This window comes from Halorubrum wangae (genome assembly GCF_051194135.1).
Taxonomy (GTDB): domain Archaea; phylum Halobacteriota; class Halobacteria; order Halobacteriales; family Haloferacaceae; genus Halorubrum.
The window spans coordinates 923,874-945,445 of record NZ_JBLZNH010000001.1 but is presented as its reverse complement, the minus strand read 5'-3'; the positions used below and the strand labels follow the sequence as shown (position 1 = coordinate 945,445).

Sequence of the window (21,572 nt, the reverse complement as noted above, 5' to 3'; positions counted from 1 at the left end):
GGTATGGACTTGTTCGGAACCGCGGGGATCCGCGGCAGCGCCGCGGAGCGCGTCACGCCCGAGCTCGCGCTCGCTGTCGGCCGGGCCGTCGCGGCAGAGGTACGGACCGATACGGCGGACGGCGGGAGCGCTGGCACGGCCGACGGCGCCGACGGGCGTCCGTCCGAGGTCGTTCTCGCCCGCGACGGTCGGGTGACCGGCAGCGCGCTCGCGGCGGCGATGGAGTCGGGGCTGGCGTCGGGCGGCGTCCGTGTGCTGCGCGCGGGTCGACTCCCGACGCCGGCGCTCGCACACGCTTCGCGGGGGCGGTACGGTGTCATGCTCACCGCCTCACACAACCCGCCCACCGACAACGGGATCAAGCTGTTCCGCGACGGCAGCGAGTTCGACCGCGACGCAGAGCGCGCCGTCGAAGAGCGCGTAGCGAGCGGAGAGTCCCCCGTGGTGTGGGACGCGTGGACCGAGGCGGAGCGCGTCGACACGCTCGGCGGCTACCTCGCCGACGTCCGCGAGTACGCCGCGGGGTTCGGCGCGCCGCTCGACGGACTTCGGATCGCGGTCGACTGCGGCAACGGGATGGCCGGGCCCGCGACGCCGACCGTGCTCCGCGAGCTGGGCGCCGAGGTCGTCACGCTCAACGGGAACGTCGACGGTCACTTCCCCGGTCGCGGGAGCAAACCGACCCCCGAGACGCTCCGCGACCTCCGGGCGTTCGTCGCCGACGCCAACGACGGCGTGGCGGCGCCCGGTCGCCCGAGCGCGAACGGGAGCGACGACGCCGAGGGGTTCGCCTTCGGCATCGGTCACGACGGCGACGCCGACCGGATCGTGATCGTCGACGCCGAGGGCGAGGTCGTCCACGAGGACACCGTCCTCGCGATGCTCGCGGAGCGGTACACGCGGACGAGCGACGCGAAAGACCCCGTGGTCGTCACGACGCCGAACGCCTCCGGGCGGATCGACGAACGCGTTCGAGACGCCGGCGGACGTGTCGAACGCGTGCGTTTGGGTGCCCTCCACGAGGGTATCGCGGCGGTGCGGGCGGACGCGACCGACGCCGCTGCCCTCGGGGAAGCGGGTGCGGTCGGAGAGGCGGGCGCCGCCGGCGAGATCGGGGTCGACACCCGCGTCGTCTTCGCCGCGGAGCCGTGGAAGCACATCCACGTCGCCTTCGGCGAGTGGATCGACGGCGTCGCCTCGGCGGCCGTGATCGCTCGGCTCGTCGCCGACGAGGGGCTCGACGGGCTCCGCGACCCGATCACGGAGCGGCCCTACCGCAAGGTCAGCATCGACTGCCCCGACGACGCCAAGACCGGTGCGATGGAGCGACTGGAGACCGCGCTGCCGGCGGCGTTCCCCGAGGCGAGCGTCGACACAGACCACGGCGTCCGCCTGGAGTTCGCAGACGCGTCCTGGACGCTCGTCCGCCCGTCGGGAACGGAGCCGTACGTCCGCGTGTACGCGGAGAGCGATGCGGTCGACGAACTCGTCGCGGAGGTCGAGACGGTCGTCGCCGACGCGGTCAACGCGACCGTCGACGCGTAACACGTCGACCTGCACGTCCGTTCGCACATAGCACGAACGTGAATACGTTTGGCTCGGCGAGGCCCGAGCATATCACTGTTTCTCTGAGGGTATCCGAGAACATGCACTCTCGGGCGTCCAGAGCGACGAATTTATGGCGCGCTCGCGCCCCGTTTATGATGAGATGGTATCCGACCTCGATCGGCGGCGGTTCGTCAAGGCGGCAAGTGCAGCGGGCCTCATCGGTCTCGCCGGCTGCAGCGGTGGTCCGAGCGACGACGGCTCGGACGGTTCAGACGGGTCTGACGGTTCGGACGGGTCTGACGGTTCGGACGGGTCCGACGGCTCGGACGGCTCGGACGGGGGCGACGACGTCCCGGCGACCGTGGGCATCGTTTACTCCGACGGCGGCCTCGGCGACAACTCGTTCAACGACGCGGCCCAGCAGGGCATCCTGCAGGCCGAAGAGGAGTTCGGCATCGAGTACAGCGAGGCAGAGCCGGACGGCGCCGGCGAGTTCGGACAGTTCCAGCAGCGCTACGCAAGCTCTGAGGACCCGGTGTACGACCTCATTTCCACTATCGGATTCAACCAGGGCGACGCGCTCTCGGAGACCGCGCCTCAGTACCCCGACAAGAACTTCATGATCGTCGACACCGTCGTCGACGAGCCCAACGTCGCGAACTACCTGTTCCGCGAGGAGCAGGGCTCGTTCCTGATGGGCGTCCTCGCCGGTCGCCTGACCGAGACCGACTTCTCGGCAGGTGCCGGGTCGACCGACCCCGACTCGACGACCGTCGGCTTCGTCGGCGGCGTCGACAGCCCGGTCATCCGCAAGTTCCAGGCCGGCTTCGAGGCCGGCGTCGACTACGCGTCCGACGACGTTGACGTCATCACGAGCTACGTCGGCAGCTACGCCGACCCCACGGGCGGGCAGGAGGCCGCGCTCTCGATGTACCAGAGCGGCGCCGACATCGTCTACCACGCCTCGGGCGCGACGGGCGTCGGCGTCTTCCAGGCCGCACAGGAGGAAGGTCGGTTCGCGTTCGGCGTCGACCAGGACCAGTCGGTCTCCGAGGAGTCGTTCTCGGACGTCATCGTGGCGTCGATGGTGAAGCGCGTCGACACCGCGGTGTACCAGTCGATCTCGAACGTCATCGACGAGAACCACCAGGGCGGCTCGACGGTCGCGCTCGGCCTGGAGTCGAACGGTGTCGAGTGCGTCTACGGGCAGGACCTCGGCGACGAAGTCCCCGACGACATCGTCACCGCGGTCTCGGACGCGCGCGACGAGATCATCGCCGGGAACATCGACGTTCCGGACACGACGAGCAACTGAACGCGACGCGGCGGCGGCCGACCCTAACGCGAGGCGCTCGCTCCGGCCGCTGAAGGGCGTCCTTTTTATATAACCAATCACCGAGCAGACAGGTCTCTCGAGGGCAGCCCGGAATCCGCGCTCTTTTAGGCTCCCACGCGGAGTTACGGGTGAATGAACCCGGCGGTCCACTTGGACGGCATTACGAAGCGATTCCCCGGGGTCGTCGCGAACGACGACGTGGATCTCGCGGTGGAGCGGGGCAGTGTCCACGCCCTGCTCGGCGAGAACGGCGCCGGAAAGACCACCTTAATGAACGTGTTGTACGGTCTCTACGAGCCGACGGAGGGATCCGTCGTCCTCGACGGCGAACCGCAGTCGTTCGACTCGCCGCGAGACGCGATCGACGCGGGCATCGGCATGATCCACCAGCACTTCATGCTCGTCGATCCGATGACGGTCTGGGAGAACGTCGTCTTGGGTAACGAACCGAAGACGTGGGGAGGCCTCCGCGTTGACAAGGCCGCCGCTCGCGAGGCGGTCGCGGACCTGAGCGCGCGCTACGGCTTCGACGTCGACCCCGACGCCCGGATCGAGGACGTCTCGGTCGGCGTCCAACAGCGCGTCGAGATTTTAAAGGCGCTGTACCGCGGCGCCGACGTGCTCATCCTCGACGAGCCGACGGCGGTGCTGACGCCGCAGGAGGTCGAGGACCTCTACGGCGTCTTCGAGGAGCTCACAGAACAGGGGAAAACGATCATCTTCATCTCGCACAAGCTCAGCGAGGCGCTGTCGGCGGCCGACGAGATCACGGTCCTGCGAGACGGCGTCAACGTCGGGACGGTCGCGTCCGCGGACGTAACCCGCGAGGAGCTCGCGGAGATGATGGTCGGCAGAGAGGTGCTGATGGAACCGGCGACGACGCCGCAAGAGGCGGGCGACCGCGTGCTCGGCGTCACCGACGTTCACGCGGCCGACGACCGCGGCGTCGAGGCGGTGTCGGGAGTTTCTTTCGAGGTACGAGCCGGCGAGGTGTTCGGCATCGCCGGCGTCGACGGCAACGGACAGTCGCAGCTCGTCGAGGCGATCACCGGGATGCGAACGCCGACAGACGGGTCAATCACGTACCTGGGAGAGCCGATGGAACACGCCACCCGACGCGAGCACATCGACCGAGGAATGGCTTTCATTCCGGAGGACCGCCAGGAGCGCGGCCTCGTGATGTCGTACGACCTCACGGAGAACGGGATCCTCGGGAGCCAGCACGACCCGCCGTTCGCCGAGGGCGGGCGGCTCGACTGGCGGGCCTCGCGGGACCACGCGGAGTCGGTGATCGAGAAGTACGACGTCCGTCCCCCGAACGCCGACACCGAAGCGGAGTCGCTCTCGGGCGGCAACCAGCAGAAGTTCATCGTCGGGCGCGAGTTCGAGCGTAACCCGGACCTGGTCGTGGCGATGCATCCGACCCGCGGGGTCGACATCGGCTCCACGGAGTTCCTCCACGAACGCCTGCTCGAACTGCGAGCCGAGGGGAAGGCGATCCTCCTCGTCTCCTCGAAACTGGACGAGGTGCAGGGGCTCTCGGACCGACTCGCGGTCATCCACGAGGGCGAGTTCACCGGGGTCGTCGACCCCGCGACGGTGACCGAAGAAGAGATCGGCCTGTTGATGGCGGGCGAGACGCTCGATGACGACTCCGTCGAAGCCGCCGCGTTGCACAACGCCGCAGACACCGATCGGAGGGCGGACCAGTGAGCGGTGCCGATTCGGACCGACTCCCGTCGCTGGCGCGTCGCATCGTCGCGCCGTTCGTCGACCGGACGGTCGCCGAGCGCCTCGCAATAAGCGTCGCCGCGATCCTTCTCTCCATCGTGGTCGGCTTCGCCATCGTGCTCGTCTCCGGCCGAATTGCGGAGTGCAGCACCGCCGCATGGACGCTGCCGATCACCGGACTCGGCTTCTGTTACGACCCGTTCGAGGTGTACGTCGTCCTGTTCAACGGCGCGCTCGGCTACCCGTTCGCGGTGGACGGACCGGGGCTGTTCAACGCCGGCTGGACGCCGTTCAACCTCTCCCTCGGGCTGACCCTCTCGGAGACGACGCTGCTGATCTTCACCGGGCTCTCCGTCGCGGTCGCGTTCCGCGCCGGCCTGTTCAACATCGGGACGCAGGGCCAACTCGTGGTCGGAGCCCTCGCGACCGCACTGACCGTGCTCGCGGCGGCCCCGCTCCTGCCGGCCGGCCCGGTCGCGGGCGTGGTGCTGATACTCCTCGGAATCTCGGCCGGCGCCGTCGGCGGCGGCTTCTGGGGCGCGATTCCGGGCGCGCTGAAGGCCTATACCGACGCCAACGAGGTCATCACGACGATCATGCTCAACTTCATTGCGGCGAACGTCGCGTACGTGCTGGTCTTGGAAGTGTTCCGCGCCGAGGGCTCCTCCGTGGTCGCCACCGAGTACGTCCCCGAGTACGCCCAGTTCCTCCCGTGGCTCTTCCCGCAGTCCAGCGACTTCGCCATCGTTGCGCTCGTGTTCGGGATCGTGTTCATCGGCGCGCTCTACTACCTCGTCGAGCACACGTCGTTCGGGTACGACCTGCGGACGAGCGGGGTTCAGGCGGCCGCCGCAGAGTACGGCGGCGTCAACGCGAAGGCGACGACAGTCCGCGCGATGACGCTGTCGGGCGCCATCGGCGGCGTCGGCGGCGCGGTGTGGGTGCTGATGTCCGAGGGCCGATGGATGGCGTCCGTCCCCGCGCTCGGATTCGACGGGATCACCGTCTCCATTCTCGCCGGGAATAATCCGCTCGGCGTCCTGCCGGCGGCGTTCCTGTTCGGGCTCCTGAAGGGCGGTGCCCTGGAGATTGGGTTCCGCACCGACGTGCCGCCCGAACTCGTCGGCGTGTTGCGCGGGCTGATCATCCTGTTCGTGGCAATGCCGGAGTTCTTCCGGATGATCGGACGGTACACCGGCGTGAGTTCGCGCGGTCGGCGAGGACCGAGCGCAGGCGACTCGGAGTCGAGTGGGACGGACCCGACCGACGACTCGGCCACGGCCGACGGGGGTGGGGCCGATGCGTAATCCGCTCGCTGACGTGCCGATTCCCGTCCTCGACGGGCTGATCGATGACGAGTACGTGCGGTCGCTCGTCGTGGGAACCACAGGAGTGCTCGGTCTGCTCGGGGTGCTGGGGCTGTTGTTCCCCGAGAGCGTCGCTGGCGACCTCTCGGGCATCGTCTTCTCGTCCAGCACCGCGTCGTCGACGGCGCGGCTGGCAGCGCCCATCGTGCTCGCCGGCCTCGGCGGCATCTTCGCCGAGAAGTCGGGGGTCATCAACATCGGACTGGAGGGACTGCTGATCATCTCGGCGTTCGTGTCCGTCTACGTCGCCTCCGCGGTCGGGATCGGCAACGCCGTCCTCGGTGTACCCGCAATCTGGATCGGATTTTTGGGCGGCATCGCGGCCTCGACGGTGCTCTCCGGCGTGTTCGGAATCGTCTGCATCGAGTTCAAGGCCGACCAAATCATCGCCGGACTGGCGGTCTGGCTCATCGCGCTCGGGCTGGCGCCGTTCATGTCGACGGTGTTCTTCGGCGGGGTCAACACGCCGAATCTCGGCGTGCGCATCGGCTGGCGGTACTCCGCGGTCATGGTCGTCGTCGCGACGCTCACCTCGTGGTGGGCGTTGAACCGCACCGCGTTCGGGAAGCATCTCCGCGCGGCCGGCGAGAATCCGAAGGCGCTGGACACCGTCGGCGTCTCCGTCTCGAGGGTGCGTCACGCCGGCGTGCTGCTGTCTGGCGTCCTCTCAGGGGTCGGTGGCTCCGCACTCGCGCTGTCGATCGGTCAGTTCGTCGGGTCGGGCGACACGATGGTGCAGGGGAAGGGGTTTATCGCCATCGTCGCATACCTGTTCGGCAACTACAACCCGCTCGGGACGCTCGGTGCCGGCGTGCTGTTCGCCGGCCTCGACGCGATCCAGATCCGGCTCCAGCAGCTCGGGTACGCGGTCCCCGACACGCTGGTGCAGACCATCCCCTACGTCGTCGTGATCGTCGTCCTCGCGTTGGTCGGCCGGACGCGGCTCCCGGAGGCCGCCGGCGAGCATTACGAGACGGAGGACTGAGGCGAAACGCGACCGACGACGGAAGCAACGGCGCGGGACGGCACCCTGCGTCTGCAGGACGATCAGTCCGACGCCGACCCCGCGTCGCCGCTGTCCGACGCGGGAGACGGCAGCCGCAGGTCGGCGAACTCGTCCAACTCATCGACGCCGCTGACGAGCCGAACCTCCGCCGTCACCGGGACGCCGACGCAGGAGAGGCGGGCGTTCGCCTCTCGGGTTAGTTCGTCGGAAAGGACCGACTGGCCAGGCATCGCCACGTCGCCGTCGACGACGACGACGGCGCAGTTCGAGCAGGCACCGCCCCGGCAGGCGTACGGCCACGACCGCCCGTCGCGCTCGGCCGCCTCCAGGATCGACTCGCCGGGTTCCACGAGGAACCGACCGTACTCGGGCAGATCGAGGTCCGCCTCCGCCGCCTTTTCGAAGAGATCCGGGTCGTCGAGCGACCACCCGTGCTCGGTCATCGCTCCGTGATCGAGGTGGTACACGGTCGACGGCTCGCCCGTGAGAAGGGGTTTGACTCCGTCCTCGGCGTACCCGCGGATCACGGTCGCCGCCTCCGGGACGGGGCGGTCCGAGAGACCGGCGAACCACGCTTCGACCGAATCGACGGTGAGACCGGACTCCTCGGCCACCGTCTCGACGTCCACTCCCTCCAAACGCGCGATCTCGGCGACGTACTCCGGCGAGTCGAGCGATGCGATCGTCTCCTCGACTGCCTCGGGCGAGCGGTCGTACCACGACGCCAGTTCGCCCGTGCCGATCCCCTTGTCGTACGCGACGGCGAGCATCAGCGCCGCGGTCGTCTCGCCCTCGCGGACCTCGCCGAGCCACTCCTGGAGTCGTTCCATCTCGATGTGCCGAAGTCCACTCATAGCCGTCCCCTCGCCGCCCTCCCGATTAAAAACGTGGGCTGATCTGTTCGGTGTCGGAGCGGGGTCGCACAGCGCCCTTCCGCGGTTGTCGGCGCCGTCGCCCGGCGACCATTTGTCGGCATCACCCCGACTCGTGTCGGTCCGGAGGGGACCGAATCGGGAACAAAGAGTTTTGCCACCGGGGGAACGACCCACGTGACATGAGCATCGACGAGTACGACGTCGTCGTAGCCGGAGCCGGGACGGCCGGCTGTTACGCCGCCGCGACGATTGCGAACGAGGGCCTCGACGTCGTCATCGTCGAGCGAAAAGACGAGACGGAGGCGGGCCACATCGCCTGTGGCGACGCGCTGAAGGGCGCCGACGCCTTCCCTGAGGCCATTCCCAAATCGAGACTCGAACCGGCGTTCACGAACACGGGCGTCGACCACGGCCGGTTCGAGATCCCGCAGGAGGACACGGTGCTGGAGATTCCGGTCCCGGGCGAACTGGCCGTCATCGACCGCTGGGAGTACGGGCGACGGATCATCGCCGGCGCCGAAGACGCCGGCGTCGACTTCCACTACGACACCGTGATCAGCGACGTGGTCCAGACCGACGACGGGCGTGTCACGGGGCTCCGCGCGAAGCACAAGGGCGACCCGGTCACGTACGAGGGCGACCTGGTCATCGACGGCGCCGGGTCGCTGTCGCTGTTACAGGATAAGGCCGACTTCGAGGAGACCACCTTCGACACCAACGTGCGCTACTCGCAGTTCTGTTCGGCGTACCGCGAGATCGTCGAGGTCCCCGAACCGGTCGAGTGGGACGACGCCCTCGTGTTCAAGGCGACGGACCGCGCCGCCGGCTACCTCTGGTACTTCCCGCGGACGAGCACCGAGATCAACGCCGGACTCGGCTTCCAGATGAACGAGGAGCCGATGCAGCTCGTCGAGGCGCTGAAGCACGACCTCCGGAACCGCCCCGAGTTCGAGGGCGCGACGGTCACGGACAAGCTCGGCGCCGCGCTGCCGACCCGCCGCCCGTACGACTCCGCGGTCGCGCCGGGGTACATGGCGGTCGGCGACGCGGCGGGCCACGTCAACCCGACGACCGGCGGCGGCATCGCCGGGGCGGCGTACGCGGGCAAGTACGCCGGGGAACAGGCCGTGAAGGCGGTTTCCGACGGCGACGTCAGCGAGGAGAACCTCTGGCGGTACAACGCCCGGGTGATGGACCACTTCGGCGGGCGGTACGCGGGACTCGACGTGTACAACGTCCTGTCGACCGCCGTCGACGTGAACGATCTGATGGGCCTGCTCGCCGCCCTCCCGGGCGAAAAGCTCGCAGAGGCGCTGTACGAGGGGTCGACGTCGATGTCGTTCGGACTGAAGCTGAAGGCCGCGGTCAAGAGCTTCGGCTACTGGGGGACGATCCGCAACTTCTACCAGACGAAGTCGCTCGCCGACGAACTGCTCGCGCACTACGAGTCGTACCCGACCAGTCCGGCCGCGATGGCGAACTGGACTGGCGAGCGCGACGCGATAATGGACCGGATCTACGAGACGACCGGCGCCGACCCGAAGTACTGAGTCAGACGGGACTCGCCGTACCCGCACGACTGTTCACGGCGATATCTGCTGGTGAGAGAGGATCCAAACCGAGAGAATAGCGACCGAATCGATTCTATCGGTGTCGACACCGGATTGGCCGCCGCCGTGGTCGGCCGATCTCAACGAACAGTTGTCAAGCGTGACGCCGATTCAGGGTCGCGTTTCGGAGACGCGCAGGATCGCTCCCGAGAGCACGTCGACGCCGATCGCGATGTCGTCTTCGACCACGTCGAAAGTGCTCGTGTGGTGGCCGCCCGGGTGGTCGGTTCCCACGCCGACGTAGCAGGCGAGTCCGCCCTGGTCTTGAACCGCTTGCATCAGGAACGTCGCGTCCTCGGAGCCGCCCAAGTCGGCGCTCTCGACGATCTCGGTAACGCCCGCGGTCTCGCCCGCGACGTCGCCGATGATCCCGGCGAGCGCGGCGTCGCTGGTCGCGCTCGGCGCCTCTCCCTTCGTCGCCACGTCGACCTCGCAGTCGTGCATCGCGGCGGCCGACTCCAGAATCCGGTCTGCGTGATCGGACATGTACGCGGCCAACTCCGTCGTCCCTCCGCGGAGTTCACCCTCGATGAACGACTCCTCCGGGACGATGTTCGTCGCCGTGCCGCCGCCGACGAGGCCCGCGTTCACGCGGGTCGGCCCGTCGGCGTGCCGGGGGATCGCGTAGAGGTTCTGGACCGCCGCCGCCATCGCCTGCACCGAGTTGCGTCCCTTCTCGGGCCGCGCCCCGGCGTGGGACGGTTCGCCGGTGAACTCCGCGAGGAAGTGACGGACCGCGAGGAACCCCTCGACGCCGCAGACAACTTCGCCGGAGGGGTGATCGAGTCCGACGTGGACCGCGTAGAGGTAGTCGACGTCGTCGAGGTGGCCGGACTCGGCCATCGGTTTCCCGCCGGCCACCTGCTCTTCGCCCGGCTGGAAGAACACCTTCAGCGTGCCCGCGAAATCGGAGTCGAGCACCGCGTCGAGGGTGCCCAACCCCATCGTCGCGTGAGCGTCGTGGCCGCACGCGTGCATGAACCCCTCGTGCTCCGACCGGAATCCTTCGGCGACGGGAGCGTGGTCGCCGTCCTCGGACTCGCGGATCGGGAGCGCGTCGATGTCGACGCGGAGTCCGATGACGGGGCCGTCGCCGCGCTCGACGACGGCAATACAGCCGGTGTACCCCCCGGAGAGCTGATCGACGATGGCCGGGTCTGCGCCCGCGTCGCGGGCCCGCTGCTCCCACTCGTCGAGCGTGTCGTCGTCCGGGACGTTCATCCGGTCGTCGGTAGCGAGGGCGTCGGGGCCGACGTGAAGTTCTGTGAGGTTGCGGTTTCGAAGCTCCTCGACGATTCGAGCAGTGGTATAAAACTCGCACCACGCGGGCTCAGGGTGGCGGTGGAGATCGCGTCGGAACTGACGGTACGCGTCGGCATCGAGTGCGCTCATACCGGTCGGTTGCCTCGGGCGGGCTTAAAAGGTCGCGTGGCGGTGAATCGTCGGCGGCGTGGTCCGAGACGGTGGGGTCAGTCCCGCCGGTGGCCGAGCGGCTTCTTCTGGTCGACCTCGACCTCGACGTGGATCGAGTCGGGGAACTCCTGTCCGACGACCGCGCGAGCGATGTCGTCGGAGCCGTGGATCTCCATCGATCGCTTATAAACGGAGTAGCTCCACGGGGAGAACTCGTCCCCGGCGCGAAGCTGTTTATAAAGCGGGACGCGGACGGTCTCTGCCGGCGTGGCGTGCGGGCCCTTGCACTCCGCGCCTTTCCGCTCGATCGTGGTTTTGAGCTCTTGAACCGTCTCGGCGAGCACGTCGTGGTCGCCAGAGGTGAAGGAGAGTTTTGTGACGAAGGTCATGGCTGGGGGTCGTCCGAGCATGGTTGCCCGAGGAGTAAAAACGCATCTACCCGCGAGCCGGGCTGAGCGACACGTCGACCGGAACGTTCCGAGGGCGATCCGTCCGCATTTCGGCACCTGACGCGCGGTTCGGAAGTCCGACACGCTCTTTAAGGGCGGTTGCTTACCTCACGACAATGACGGTCGAAGCGATAAGCGCTGGAGCCATCCTCTTCCGCGACACCCGCGGCGAACGGGAGTACCTGCTCCTGAAGAGCCGACCGGGGGACTGGGAGTTCCCCAAAGGCGGGGTCGAGGGGGACGAGGAGCTCCAGCAGACGGCGATACGGGAGGTGTCGGAAGAGGCCGGAATCGAGGATTTCCGACTGATAGACGGCTTCCGCGAGGAGTATGATTACGTGTTCGAGGCGAACGGGAACACCATCCACAAGACGGTGCACCTGTTCATCGCTCGCTCGTTCGAGGCGAGCGCCGAGATATCGAACGAACACCGCGACCTGCAGTGGCGCGACTACGATCAGGCGCTCAACACGATCACGCAGGACGGCCCCCGCGACATCCTCGAGGAGGCCCACGAGTACCTGGACGAGCGGAAGGACGAAGAGTCGGGCGACTACGTCTGAGCGGTCGGCCGCGGCCGGGGAGACGCGCTCCCCGCGACCGACGTCGTTCGCCGGTTCGTTTTTAAGCGGTCCCGCACTATCGCAGCCGTGACTCCGGACGCCGAGTTCGGCTACGAGCTCCTCGTTTGCCGGTACGCCGAGCTGGCGTGGCACCCGAGCGACGGGCCGCGCCCGGCGGTCGTCTCCCGCCAACTCGGCACCGCCGAGCGCCGCTGGGACACGGTCGTGATCGAGGTCGACCCCGACGCGTTCGCGGCCCGGCGCGCGTTCGGCGAGCGGACCATCGACTCCGACCTCCTCCACGTCGTCCGCCACGCGCCCGCAGAGTGGGCGTGGTACCGTGACGCACTTGCCCGTCCCGGCTACCCGTGGCGCTACGTTCGGCAGGCGGTCCATCGCGCGGCGGGTCGGGACCTGATCGAGAAGCGCCGCCGGAACAACCGGATCCAGCTCCGCCGGAAACGACCGTACCCGGACTGGGTCGAGCGAATTGTCGCGGTCGAGAACAAGCCGGACTTGGACCGCTCGGCGGCCGACCGCCTCGCCGACCAACTCGCGCACGACGTCGAGACGGGCTTGGCGGACGAGGCGTGGCTCGCGACCGAGACGACGGGCGAGCGCGTCGAACCGGCGCTCCTCCGCGAGATGCCGGTGGAGGCGGGCATCATCGCGACCGACTTCTCCGGGGGCGTCCACGGCGACGCGGCGAGCGTGGCGTGGCACCCGAGCGACCTCGGACCGCCCGGGGACGCGGACCGCGACCCGGAGACGGAGACGCTGCGGCTGGAGATAGCCGAGCGCGCCTACGGGAAGGGGTGGCGCTCGTTCCACGACACGATGCGGCCCGACTGCCGCCACTTCGAGCTACGCCGCGAGGGCCGGGCGGTCGTCCCCTACTGCGCGGCGAAGGAGAAGGTCCCCACCGCGCGGGAGTGCTCCGGCTCCTGCGCGTCGTTCTCGCCCGAACCACCGGCGTGGCGCACGAAGGGGTGGCCGATAGAGGGCGGTCCGGGGAAGGGGCTCAAACGCGTGTTATCGCGGCGGAAAGACCGAGAGCGCGACCGGATCGAGACGGAACACGACGGCTGACGGTCGCCGGCGCGACCACCCGACCGGTTACGCCAGCGCGGCCGCCAGCTTTTCCACCGGATGCGGCGGCTCCGGCGCGGCGCCGTCGCGCTCTTTCAGTTGGGTCCGGCAGGAGGCGCCGGGGGCGATCACCTCGTCGCCCTCGCTCTCGTCGACCTGATCGAAGAGGATGCGCCCTATCGCCTTGCTCATCGAGTAATGTTCGGCCTCGTATCCGAACGACCCGGCCATCCCGCAGCAGGTGGAGTCGAGCGGGTCGACGCCGTAGCCGGCCCGACGCAGCACGCCGACCGCGTGGTGGTCCTTCTTGGTCGCCTTCTGGTGGCAGTGCCCGTGGTAGGTGAGCGACTCGGTGGGCGCGTCGAGGGCGAGCGCTTCATCGAGTCGGTGCGCGTCGACGTACTCCATGATCCCGTAGGTGTTCCCGGAGACGGCCGCCACGGCGTCGTCGGGCACGTCGCTGGCGTCGCCGTCGAGCAAGTCGTGGTAGTCCGACTGGAGCATCACGGCGTCGGTCGGCTCCACGACGACGACCTCCCACCCGTCGCGAACGTCGGGTGCGAGCGTCTCCACCGCATCTTCCGCAGCCGCGCGCGACTTATCGAGCATTCCTTTCGAGTGCGGCGGGCGCCCGCTGCCGTCGACGTCGGGGATTCGGACGTGACAGTTTGCGGCCTCCAACACCCGGACGGCGGCCTTCCCAGCGCCGGGGTTCGTGTAGGTAGTGTACACGTCGGGGAAGAGGAGAACGTCACGGTCGGCCTCGTCTCGCGGAACGCCGGCGCCGCCGCGGGCGTCGAACCAGTCGGTCAGGCTTTCCGAGCGGAACGTCGGGAGGTCGCGCTCCTTCGCGATTCCGAGCGCCTTCTCCGCGATGAGGTCGGCGCCGGGGAGCTTCCCCGGCAGGTTCGAGAGCGGGGCGAGCTTCGAGCCGAGCGGCGCCAGCCGCTCGAAGTTTCCGAGGAGCCGGGTGCGGAGGTCGATCCCGTGTTCCTCGTGGTGGGCGTGTTCGACTTCGGCCTTGAGCTTCGCCATGTCGACGCCGCTCGGACAGTCCTTCGTACAGCCCTTACAGCCGACGCAGAGGTCCATCACCTCGGTGACGAACTCGTCGTCGGTGGGGTCGTCCGGCAGTTCGCCGCTGATGGCGCCGCGGAGCATGTTCGCCCGGCCGCGGGTGGCCTGAATCTCCTCCTCGGAGGCGCGGTACGTCGGGCACATCACGCCGCCGGTCGTCTCCTGTGGCCCCCGGCAACCGCCGCAGCCGTGACAGAGTTCGACCATCCCTTGCATCCCGTTGTCGACGGCCCACTCCATCGCGGGGTCGAAGCCGGCGTCGTACTCGTACTCGGCGTCGAACCGGAGGTTCTCGCTCATGTCGAAGTCGCCGCAGACGTTCCCGGGATTGAGGAGCCAGTCCGGGTCGAAGGCGGTTTTGAGGTCGCGGAACGACTCCCAGAGCGTGTCGCCGTACAGCTTCCGGTTCCACTGGGTCCGGGCGCGACCGTCCCCGTGCTCGCCGGAGACCGATCCGCCGAGTCGGACGACGGCGTCGGTGACGCGGTCGGCGATGTCGACCATCGCCTCGACGTCGTCGACGTCCTTCGTGTTGATCAGCGGGCGGATATGGAGCACGCCGGGGCCGGCGTGCGCGTAGAACGTCGCGAACGTGTCGTTGTCCGCGAGTATCTCCTGGAACTCGCGGGTGTACTCGGGGAGGTGCTCCGGCGGGATGGCGCAGTCCTCGATGAAGGAGATGTGCTTCTCGTCGGTAGTCCGCGACAGCAGGATCGGAAGCCCCGACTTCCGCATCTTCCAGAACAGGTCGCGCTCCTCGGCGTCGTGCGCCTCCATCGCGTCGACCGCGCGGCGAGGCTGGCTCGTCACGTCGGCCGCACCCTCGCCGGGTTCCGCCTCCGTCTCCGGGCGGGGTCGGTCGTCGGTCGCGCCCACTCGATCCGCGACGAGGTCGGCGACCTTCTGTCGGCCCGCCTCGTCGCTGTCGGCGTAGAACTCCACGAGGAGGACGGAGTCGGTCCCGTCGGGCAGCATTCCGACGACCTCCTCGAACTCGGGCGTGTCGGCGGCGAGTCCGAGGAGAACGTCGTCCATCACCTCGACGGCGGCGGGGTCGTGGTCGAGGATGGGGGCCACGTCCTCCATCGCGTCCAGCAGGTCGTCGTACGTCAGGAGCGCGACCGCCTTCGTGTCCGGGATATCGACCAGTGAGACGGTCGCCTCGGTGACCGTCGCGAACGTCCCCTCGCTGCCGGCCATGAGCCGGGCGAGGTTGACGACGCCCGCCTCGCCGTACTCACCGCGGTGCTCGGCGAGGAGGCGGTCGAGGTTGTAGCCGGAGACGTTGCGCTTCAGTTCGGGGTAGCGCTCGTCGATCGCGTCGGCGTCCTCGTCGAGGATTCGGACGACTTCGGCGTGAATTCGCGGGAGAAGCCCGTCCGCATCGGGGTCGGCCGACTCGCGAAGGTCTTCGACCGCGACCTCGCCGAACGTGGTCACCGTCCCGTCAGCGAGGACGACCTCGGCCTCCTCGACGTAATGGTCCGTCTTCCCGTACTTCAGCGAGTGCGACCCCGTGGAGTTGTTCCCGATGGCGCCGCCGATCGCGGACTTGTCGCGCCACGCTGGGTCGGGCGCGAACTTCAGGCCGTGGGGCTCGACCGTCGCGTTGAGGTCGCCGACGTACGCGCCGGCCTGAACCCGGGCGCGCTTCGCGTCCGGATCGGTCGAGACGATCGCGTTCATCGAGGCGGTGAGGTCGAGGACGACCGCCTCGTTGACCGTCTGCCCGGCGAGCGACGTGCCGCCGCCGCGCGGCAGCACTGGGATGCCCTCCTCGAAGCAGTACTCCTGGACTGCCGCCACGTCCGCGGTCGATGCCGGCTTCACCACGCCGATCGGTGTCACCTCGTACGCCGAGGCGTCGGTCGCGTAGAGCCGCCTGGAGTAGTCGTCGAACCGCACGTCTCCCTCGACTCGGCTATCGAGCGCGGCCACGAGGTCGGGCCGCTCGACGTCGCCTCCGGTGTAGTCGAAGTCTCCCCCGTCCCTCGGGTCCGGGTCGGGCGTGTTAGTTGCCATGAGAGCCACTCTCGGTCGAACCATCAAAAACCTCCTGACCGCGCGGATGATGGCCACCGTTCGGGAGTCGGCACAACACACATATATATTCACTTGAATGGTGAGGCATGTCAGTCGCCGACCGCTCAACGTTCAAGCGCCGACTCGACTCGCTCGGCGTAACCGTGACCGAGGGGTCCGAAAGCGAGTGTGCGACGCTGATCGACGAGGCCGCCGGATCGCCGGCGGTCGGCGTCGCGCGCTCCGACGACCGCGAGGGATCGGACCCGGCACCGCTCGCGCTTCCGGACCGGATCGAGACCGATCCGACCACGGCAGAACTCCGCGCAGCCCACACCGGCGTCACGGACGCGTCGCTCGGGATCGCCGAGTACGGGAGCGTCGCGGTCGAGGCCGACGCCGAAGGGACGGAGCCCGTTAGCCTCTTCGTCGACCGGCACGTGGTCGTCCTCCACGAGGCCGACCTGGTTCCGGACATGCCGGACGCGTTCGACTGGCTCGGCCCCCGGACGCGCGACGAATCGGTGGACGTCGTCTTCGCGACCGGCCCGAGCGCGACCGCCGACATGGGTGGTCTCGTCCACGGCGCACACGGCCCGAAGGAGGTCCACGTGGTGCTGTTGCGCGCGGACGGTGCGGGCGACGATATCTCCTCCGAATCGGGGGTGACCGACGATGAGTAACGACGCGGCGACGGCCGAGCGCATCCGCGAGTTACTGGCGACCGAGGGCGACGCGGTCGCCGAGAACACCCGCGGCTTCAACCGCGGGCGCTACGAGTCGACGGGGCGGCTCGACGACTACGAGGCGCTGAAGGCCGACGCTCGCGAGATCAAAGAAGACGCGATCGCTCGGCTCCCGGAGCTCATCGAGCAGGTAAAAAGGACCGTCGAGGCCAACGGCGGCACCGTCTACGTCGCCGACGACGCGGCCGACGCGAACCGATACATCACGGAACTGACCGCCGAGGAGCGCGACGCGGACCGCCTCGTGAAGTCGAAGTCGATGACCACCGAGGAGATCGAGGTGAACGAGGCGCTCGAGGCCGAGGGCGTCGACGTGATCGAGACGGACCTCGGCGAGTGGGTGTTACAGCTCGCGGACGAGGCGCCCTCGCACATCGTCGCGCCGGCGATTCACAAGTCCCGCGAGGGGATCGCAGAGCTGTTCGCTGAGCGGTTCGACCCCGAGGACCCGCCCGAGACGGCCGAGGAGCTCACGGCGTTCGCCCGCGAGCGGCTCGGCGAGCTGATCGAGGGGGCGGACGTGGGGATGACGGGGGCGAACTTCGTCGCGGCCGACTCCGGCACGATGCTCCTCGTCACCAGCGAGGGCAACGCGCGGAAGACGGTGACCGCGACGGACACCCACGTTGCGGTCGCCGGCGTCGAGAAGCTCGTGCCGTCGGTCGAGGACTTCTCGCCGTTCGTCGAGCTGATCGGGCGCTCCGGGACGGGACAGGACGTGACCTCGTACATCTCCACGCTGACTCCGCCCGTCGACTCGCCGGTGCCGGACTTCGAGGAAGACGACGACCCCCTCGCCGACGGCTCGGGCGACGACCGCGACTTCCACCTCGTCCTCATCGACAACGGCCGGTTGGCGATGCGCGAGGACGAGCAGTTGAAAGAGACCCTGTACTGCATCAGGTGTTCCGCCTGCTCGAACGCCTGCGGCAACTTCCAGAGCGTCGGCGGGCACGCGTTCGGCGGCGAGACGTACTCCGGCGGCATCGCAACGGGCTGGGAGACCGGCATCGAGGGGCTCGACACCGCGGCCGAGTTCAACGACCTCTGTACCGGTTGTTCGCGGTGCGTCCCGGCGTGTCCGGTCGGCATCGACATCCCGTGGATAAACACGGTCGTCCGCGACCGGATCAACCGCGGCGAGGCCGACCCCGGCCAGACCGACTGGCTGTTCGAGGAACTGGTCCCGGACGAGGAGCCGGCCGCCCTCGACCTGTCCACCCGCATCGTCGGCAACTACGAGACGATGGCGAAGTGGGGGAGCCGAACCGCACCGATAGCGAACCGGCTCGCCGACGCGGGACCGGTGCGCGCGCTCGCGGAGCGGGTCGCCGGGATCGACCGCCGGCGAGACCTCCCCGAGTTCGCGCACGAGTCGCTCGTCGACTGGTTCGAATCCCGCGGCGGCGCGCACGTGTCTGCCGAGTCGGCGACCCGCGAGGCCGTGCTCTATCCGGACACCGCGACGAACTACGTCGACGTCGACCGAGGGAAGGCGGCCGTGCGCGCGCTGGAGGCGCTCGACGTTCACGTGCGGATCCCTGATCTTCCGGGAAGCGGCCGCCCGCCGCTCTCGCAGGGAATGATCGCGACCGCCGAGTCCGCGGCGGAAGACGCGTATGCCGGCCTCGCACCGCACGTCGACGCCGGCCGCGACGTGGTCGTGATCGAGCCGAGCGACCTCGCGATGTTCCGGAGCGAGTACGAGAAGTTGCTCCCGGAGACCTCCCACGAGCGGCTCGCGGCGGCCAGCTACGACGTGATGGAGTACTGCTTCGGGCTGCTCGAAAACGGCGGCGAACCGGATGCGCTCCGGGCTCCGACCGAGGGAACCGATCCCGTGGCGTCCGGGACGCGCGTCGCCTACCACCCGCACTGTCAGGCGCGGACGATTGGCGTCGGCGAGCACGCGACCGCCGTGATGGAGGCGCTCGGCTACGACGTGCGCGTCTCCGACACCGAGTGCTGCGGGATGGCCGGGTCGTTCGGCTACAAGAGCGACTACTATGAGCTGAGCATGGACGTCGGCGAGCCGATCCAAGAGCAGTTCGGCGACACCGACCGCACGGTCGTCGCCACGGGCACCTCATGTACCGAACAGCTCGACGCCCTGCTCGGCGACGCGCCCATGCACCCCGTCGAACTGATCGCGCCGGAGAGCTGATCGCGCCGCGAAACTGAAACTGATCGCGCCGCGGGAGCGACGCGCGATCCGCGCCTCTCGTCTGACGGACGTCGTTCGACAACGAACGCTTAATACGCGCGCTCGTGACCGTTTGTGATATGAACGCGGTTCCACAGGAGATCACGTCGCTGGTCGGTCGTGAGGTGTACTCGAACAACGGTGTATTCGTCGGTGAGATAGAAGATGTGCGGCTCGACCTCGACGCGCAGTCGGTGACCGGGCTCGCGCTCGCGGACCTCAACCGCGAACTGTTCGCCGGTCGCGTCGACCGAAACACTGGCGTCATCCTCCCCTACCGCTGGGTTCGTGCCGTCGGCGACGTTGTGTTAATCAACGACATCATCGAGCGTCTCGAAACGGGGACCGAGGAGGAAGAACCGGAAGTCGGGCAGTCCGCTCAGCCCTGAGGCCGGTCACACGGGCGCCGTTCGAACGTATTTAAAAGGGAAGCGCGTCGCGCAGTGTCGACAACAAGCTCCCGCCCTCGCGTCGCTTGCGGTCGAACACGGGATACAGCGCGTCGAGGAACTCGGTCTCGTTCTCGAACCGGGTCTGCGGCACCTGTTCGAGCGCCTCGGAGATCGATATCGTCCGTCCCTTGGCGTCGTACGGTATCTCGGCATCGTCGAGCGCCTCGGTAATCTCGTCGCCGGTCGCGGGGAACGAGACGCCGGCCTCGTCGACGCGCTCGTCGAGCACGGCGATTCCGAACTCGATCGCGTCGGGCTCTGAGGCTCCGCCGCCGCCGGGTGGACGTGCTGCCATCGAAGCGACATACTCGCTCGGTCCTTTTTAAACCCGGTGCTCGCGCGCTCCGCCTCGGCGCCTCACTCCGGAAGGAACTCCTCGGGCGGGGCCGCGTCGATAATAGCGAGTTCCATTCCGTTTCCGGACCGGTCGAACGCGGCGACGCCGTCGTCGTCGTACGGCGGGATGGCAACGAGGACGACCGCGGCGAGGTCGTCCGTCTTCGACACACCGAGGAATCCGTCCGGATGCGAGAGGAATCGGGCGCCCCCGTGACCGGCCGGCGTGCCGAGGTCGACGCCGAACACCGCGTTGACCGACCCCGCCACGTCCGGGGTGAAATGCGTCAACACCGGTGTTTCTGGGTCGAGACCGGTGTCGCTCTCGAAGTCGCCGGCGCGGGTGGCCGACAGCCGGAGGTTCGTCTCTCCGGGGTCGCGCTCGTCGGCGTGGTCGAGAAGCACCGTCAGCAGGTCGCGGGTGACGTGTATCACGCGCTCAGAGACCAATGGCGGACCGGATCGTTTTCGCGTAGAGCGCCGGCGCCTTGCTGCGGGAGTTCGAGAGCGCGTCCTCGACCGCGACGGCCGCGCCGTCGAGGATACCGACGCCGTGCCCGACCAGCACGCGCTCCGGATTCCGCCCTGAGAGCGCCCTCGTCGGCGGCGTCAATCGAAGCATCGGATGGACGCCGATCCGCTCGCGGTCGCCGCGGAAGTACGACGCGGACCCGAGCGACTCCGGGACGATCAGCGTCTCGCCGTCGAAGAACCCGGCTTCCTGCCACGGCGGCACAGAGGAGTCGCGGATGCGGAACGCCTCGAACCCCGTGTCGGCCAGCCGGTCGCCGAACCGCTTGACCGGCGCGTCGAGTTCGTCGGCGACGCCGGTCATCCACTCGGGCACCCACACGGAGACGTCGTGTCTGGTCGCGATGGCGGCGCTGTCGCGCTTGTGGCGGTCGAGGCCGACGACGACGCCGGCCACCGTCCCGAGTTCCGCCAACAGGTCGTCGAGGCCGGGAGCGTCGACCGGGTCGAACACCCAGACGTCGTTCGTCTCCGTCTCCACGTTCGGCACCGCGACCGCGTGGCTCGCGCGCTCCATCGTCTCGTCAGGGTACGCGATCCAGCCGACGCCGCCGTCGAACCGATCGATCTCGTGGAGCTTCGCCTCGCCGTCGGCTTTCATTCCCATGGCTCTCGTTCGGCCCCGATCCCTTTCAACCCCTCTCCGGCGAGGCCGCTCACGCCTCCGGCCACTTGATCGAACAGCCGCGAGAGGGTCGGTCCGGCACGCTCACCTCGTCGCCCGCGAGCACCGACTCCACGGCCTCCCGAACGTAGAACTCGGTCGGCTCGTCGTCGGGGTTGAGAGCATCGTCCAGCCGACCGTGGTACGCGAGCCGCCACGCGCCGCCTTGGCGGGCGAACAGGAACGGGTCGGGCGTACAGACCGCGCCGTACGCCTTGGCGACCGCGCCCGTCTCGTCGCGGAGGTAGGCGTCGTACGCGATACTCCCGTCGGCGACGCGCTCGCGCATCGCCTCGAACGAGTCGTCGGGGTACTCGTCGGCGTCGTTCGGATTGATGCCGACCACGGCGAGGTCGCCGTACTCGGCCGCGAGTTCGTTGAGGAGGTCGAACTTCGCCTTCGCGTACGGGCAGTGGTTACAGGTGAACACGACCAGCAGCGCGTCCACGTCGAAGGAGTCGAGCGCGTACGTCTCGCCGTCGACGCCGGGCAGTTCGAAGTCGGGAGCCGTGTCGCCTCGGTCGAGCGCCGAGTCGGACTCTTTCATCACCATG

The 21,572-nt window shown here is 68.5% G+C and carries 19 protein-coding genes; 11 read left to right on the top strand and 8 right to left on the bottom strand.

The features are described from left to right. Positions 1-3: 3 nt before the first annotated feature. From ACNS84_RS04760 to ACNS84_RS04740, 5 genes are all read left to right on the top strand, one after another. On the top strand, positions 4-1,545 hold the full coding sequence (locus ACNS84_RS04760; RefSeq protein WP_435073690.1) for a phosphohexomutase domain-containing protein: 1,542 nt from the start codon (positions 4-6) through the stop codon (positions 1,543-1,545). Positions 1,546-1,708: 163 nt separating this feature from the next. After that, the gene (locus ACNS84_RS04755; RefSeq protein WP_435073689.1) at positions 1,709-2,863 is read left to right on the top strand and encodes a BMP family lipoprotein; all 1,155 of its coding nucleotides are present in this window, start codon (positions 1,709-1,711) and stop codon (positions 2,861-2,863) included. Between the two features lie 153 nt (positions 2,864-3,016). After that, positions 3,017-4,597, top strand: a complete 1,581-nt coding sequence (locus ACNS84_RS04750; protein WP_435073688.1) for an ABC transporter ATP-binding protein — start codon at positions 3,017-3,019, stop codon at positions 4,595-4,597. Beyond that, positions 4,594-5,922 carry an ABC transporter permease gene (locus ACNS84_RS04745; protein WP_435073687.1) on the top strand — a complete coding sequence of 443 codons (1,329 nt, stop codon included), beginning with the start codon at positions 4,594-4,596 and terminating at the stop codon, positions 5,920-5,922. Before ACNS84_RS04750 ends, ACNS84_RS04745 begins: the two co-directional genes overlap by 4 nt. Next, the gene (locus ACNS84_RS04740) at positions 5,915-6,967 is read left to right on the top strand and encodes an ABC transporter permease (RefSeq protein ID WP_435073686.1); all 1,053 of its coding nucleotides are present in this window, start codon (positions 5,915-5,917) and stop codon (positions 6,965-6,967) included. Before ACNS84_RS04745 ends, ACNS84_RS04740 begins: the two co-directional genes overlap by 8 nt. Positions 6,968-7,029: 62 nt before the next feature. Here ACNS84_RS04740 and fer read toward each other — a convergent pair whose 3' ends face one another. Further along, the gene (gene fer / locus ACNS84_RS04735; protein WP_435073685.1) at positions 7,030-7,842 is read right to left on the bottom strand and encodes a ferredoxin Fer; all 813 of its coding nucleotides are present in this window, start codon (positions 7,840-7,842) and stop codon (positions 7,030-7,032) included. Positions 7,843-8,042: 200 nt separating this feature from the next. On the opposite strand from fer, the gene ACNS84_RS04730 reads away from it, so the two are divergent. Continuing rightward, the gene (locus ACNS84_RS04730; RefSeq protein WP_435073684.1) at positions 8,043-9,413 is read left to right on the top strand and encodes a geranylgeranyl reductase family protein; all 1,371 of its coding nucleotides are present in this window, start codon (positions 8,043-8,045) and stop codon (positions 9,411-9,413) included. Positions 9,414-9,584: 171 nt separating this feature from the next. Here the strand turns inward: ACNS84_RS04730 and ACNS84_RS04725 are convergent, their stop codons facing one another. Both ACNS84_RS04725 and ACNS84_RS04720 read right to left on the bottom strand, forming a co-directional pair. Beyond that, positions 9,585-10,865, bottom strand: coding sequence for an amidohydrolase (locus ACNS84_RS04725; protein ID WP_435073683.1), 1,281 nt, complete (start codon positions 10,863-10,865; stop codon positions 9,585-9,587). A 77-nt stretch (positions 10,866-10,942) separates the two neighbouring features. Further along, positions 10,943-11,275, bottom strand: a complete 333-nt coding sequence (locus tag ACNS84_RS04720) for a 30S ribosomal protein S10 (RefSeq protein ID WP_435073682.1) — start codon at positions 11,273-11,275, stop codon at positions 10,943-10,945. 176 nt (positions 11,276-11,451) lie between these two features. Between ACNS84_RS04720 and ACNS84_RS04715 the strand changes: the two genes are divergently transcribed. Beyond that, on the top strand, positions 11,452-11,898 hold the full coding sequence (locus ACNS84_RS04715; RefSeq protein WP_435073681.1) for a bis(5'-nucleosyl)-tetraphosphatase: 447 nt from the start codon (positions 11,452-11,454) through the stop codon (positions 11,896-11,898). A gap of 87 nt (positions 11,899-11,985) precedes the next feature. Next, positions 11,986-12,987: a DUF5787 family protein gene (locus ACNS84_RS04710; protein ID WP_435073680.1), complete on the top strand. Its 1,002-nt coding sequence runs from the start codon at positions 11,986-11,988 to the stop codon at positions 12,985-12,987. Positions 12,988-13,014: 27 nt separating this feature from the next. Here ACNS84_RS04710 and ACNS84_RS04705 read toward each other — a convergent pair whose 3' ends face one another. Next, a complete protein-coding gene (locus tag ACNS84_RS04705; RefSeq protein WP_435073679.1) occupies positions 13,015-16,086 on the bottom strand; it encodes an FAD-binding and (Fe-S)-binding domain-containing protein in 3,072 nt (1,023 codons plus the stop codon). 107 nt (positions 16,087-16,193) lie between these two features. On the opposite strand from ACNS84_RS04705, the gene ACNS84_RS04700 reads away from it, so the two are divergent. The 3 genes from ACNS84_RS04700 (at position 16,194) to ACNS84_RS04690 (ending at position 19,424) form a co-directional block, all read left to right on the top strand. Then, complete coding sequence (locus ACNS84_RS04700; RefSeq protein WP_435073678.1) at positions 16,194-16,769, top strand: LUD domain-containing protein; 576 nt, start codon at positions 16,194-16,196, stop codon at positions 16,767-16,769. Then, positions 16,762-18,996 carry an LUD domain-containing protein gene (locus tag ACNS84_RS04695; protein ID WP_435073677.1) on the top strand — a complete coding sequence of 745 codons (2,235 nt, stop codon included), beginning with the start codon at positions 16,762-16,764 and terminating at the stop codon, positions 18,994-18,996. Before ACNS84_RS04700 ends, ACNS84_RS04695 begins: the two co-directional genes overlap by 8 nt. Before the next feature lie 119 nt (positions 18,997-19,115). Then, positions 19,116-19,424, top strand: coding sequence for a PRC-barrel domain-containing protein (locus tag ACNS84_RS04690; RefSeq protein ID WP_435073676.1), 309 nt, complete (start codon positions 19,116-19,118; stop codon positions 19,422-19,424). A 31-nt stretch (positions 19,425-19,455) separates the two neighbouring features. On the opposite strand, the gene ACNS84_RS04685 is transcribed toward ACNS84_RS04690, so the two are convergent. The 4 genes from ACNS84_RS04685 to ACNS84_RS04670 form a co-directional block, all read right to left on the bottom strand. Further along, positions 19,456-19,782: a DUF5789 family protein gene (locus tag ACNS84_RS04685; RefSeq protein ID WP_435073675.1), complete on the bottom strand. Its 327-nt coding sequence runs from the start codon at positions 19,780-19,782 to the stop codon at positions 19,456-19,458. Positions 19,783-19,844: 62 nt separating this feature from the next. Further along, a complete protein-coding gene (locus tag ACNS84_RS04680; protein ID WP_435073674.1) occupies positions 19,845-20,258 on the bottom strand; it encodes a JAB/MPN domain protein-containing protein in 414 nt (137 codons plus the stop codon). A gap of 4 nt (positions 20,259-20,262) precedes the next feature. Then, complete coding sequence (locus tag ACNS84_RS04675; RefSeq protein WP_435073785.1) at positions 20,263-20,955, bottom strand: hypothetical protein; 693 nt, start codon at positions 20,953-20,955, stop codon at positions 20,263-20,265. Positions 20,956-21,010: 55 nt separating this feature from the next. Beyond that, positions 21,011-21,571 (bottom strand): thioredoxin family protein, encoded by a 561-nt coding sequence (locus ACNS84_RS04670; RefSeq protein ID WP_435073673.1) that lies wholly within the window; start codon positions 21,569-21,571, stop codon positions 21,011-21,013. Between the last annotated feature and the right edge of the window lies 1 nt (position 21,572).

What these genes read in the sequence shown, in the direction of transcription:
- ACNS84_RS04760 (WP_435073690.1), top strand. Translation starts at nt 4, where the DNA reads ATGGACTTGTTCGGAACCGCGGGGATCCGCGGCAGCGCCGCGGAGCGC.
- ACNS84_RS04755 (WP_435073689.1), top strand. Translation starts at nt 1,709, where the DNA reads ATGGTATCCGACCTCGATCGGCGGCGGTTCGTCAAGGCGGCAAGTGCA.
- ACNS84_RS04750 (WP_435073688.1), top strand. Translation starts at nt 3,017, where the DNA reads ATGAACCCGGCGGTCCACTTGGACGGCATTACGAAGCGATTCCCCGGG.
- ACNS84_RS04740 (WP_435073686.1), top strand. Translation starts at nt 5,915, where the DNA reads ATGCGTAATCCGCTCGCTGACGTGCCGATTCCCGTCCTCGACGGGCTG.
- fer (WP_435073685.1), bottom strand. Translation starts at nt 7,842, where the DNA reads ATGAGTGGACTTCGGCACATCGAGATGGAACGACTCCAGGAGTGGCTC.
- ACNS84_RS04730 (WP_435073684.1), top strand. Translation starts at nt 8,043, where the DNA reads ATGAGCATCGACGAGTACGACGTCGTCGTAGCCGGAGCCGGGACGGCC.
- ACNS84_RS04725 (WP_435073683.1), bottom strand. Translation starts at nt 10,865, where the DNA reads ATGAGCGCACTCGATGCCGACGCGTACCGTCAGTTCCGACGCGATCTC.
- ACNS84_RS04720 (WP_435073682.1), bottom strand. Translation starts at nt 11,275, where the DNA reads ATGACCTTCGTCACAAAACTCTCCTTCACCTCTGGCGACCACGACGTG.
- ACNS84_RS04715 (WP_435073681.1), top strand. Translation starts at nt 11,452, where the DNA reads ATGACGGTCGAAGCGATAAGCGCTGGAGCCATCCTCTTCCGCGACACC.
- ACNS84_RS04705 (WP_435073679.1), bottom strand. Translation starts at nt 16,086, where the DNA reads ATGGCAACTAACACGCCCGACCCGGACCCGAGGGACGGGGGAGACTTC.
- ACNS84_RS04700 (WP_435073678.1), top strand. Translation starts at nt 16,194, where the DNA reads ATGTCAGTCGCCGACCGCTCAACGTTCAAGCGCCGACTCGACTCGCTC.
- ACNS84_RS04695 (WP_435073677.1), top strand. Translation starts at nt 16,762, where the DNA reads ATGAGTAACGACGCGGCGACGGCCGAGCGCATCCGCGAGTTACTGGCG.
- ACNS84_RS04690 (WP_435073676.1), top strand. Translation starts at nt 19,116, where the DNA reads ATGAACGCGGTTCCACAGGAGATCACGTCGCTGGTCGGTCGTGAGGTG.
- ACNS84_RS04685 (WP_435073675.1), bottom strand. Translation starts at nt 19,782, where the DNA reads ATGGCAGCACGTCCACCCGGCGGCGGCGGAGCCTCAGAGCCCGACGCG.
- ACNS84_RS04675 (WP_435073785.1), bottom strand. Translation starts at nt 20,955, where the DNA reads ATGAAAGCCGACGGCGAGGCGAAGCTCCACGAGATCGATCGGTTCGAC.
- ACNS84_RS04670 (WP_435073673.1), bottom strand. Translation starts at nt 21,571, where the DNA reads ATGGTGATGAAAGAGTCCGACTCGGCGCTCGACCGAGGCGACACGGCT.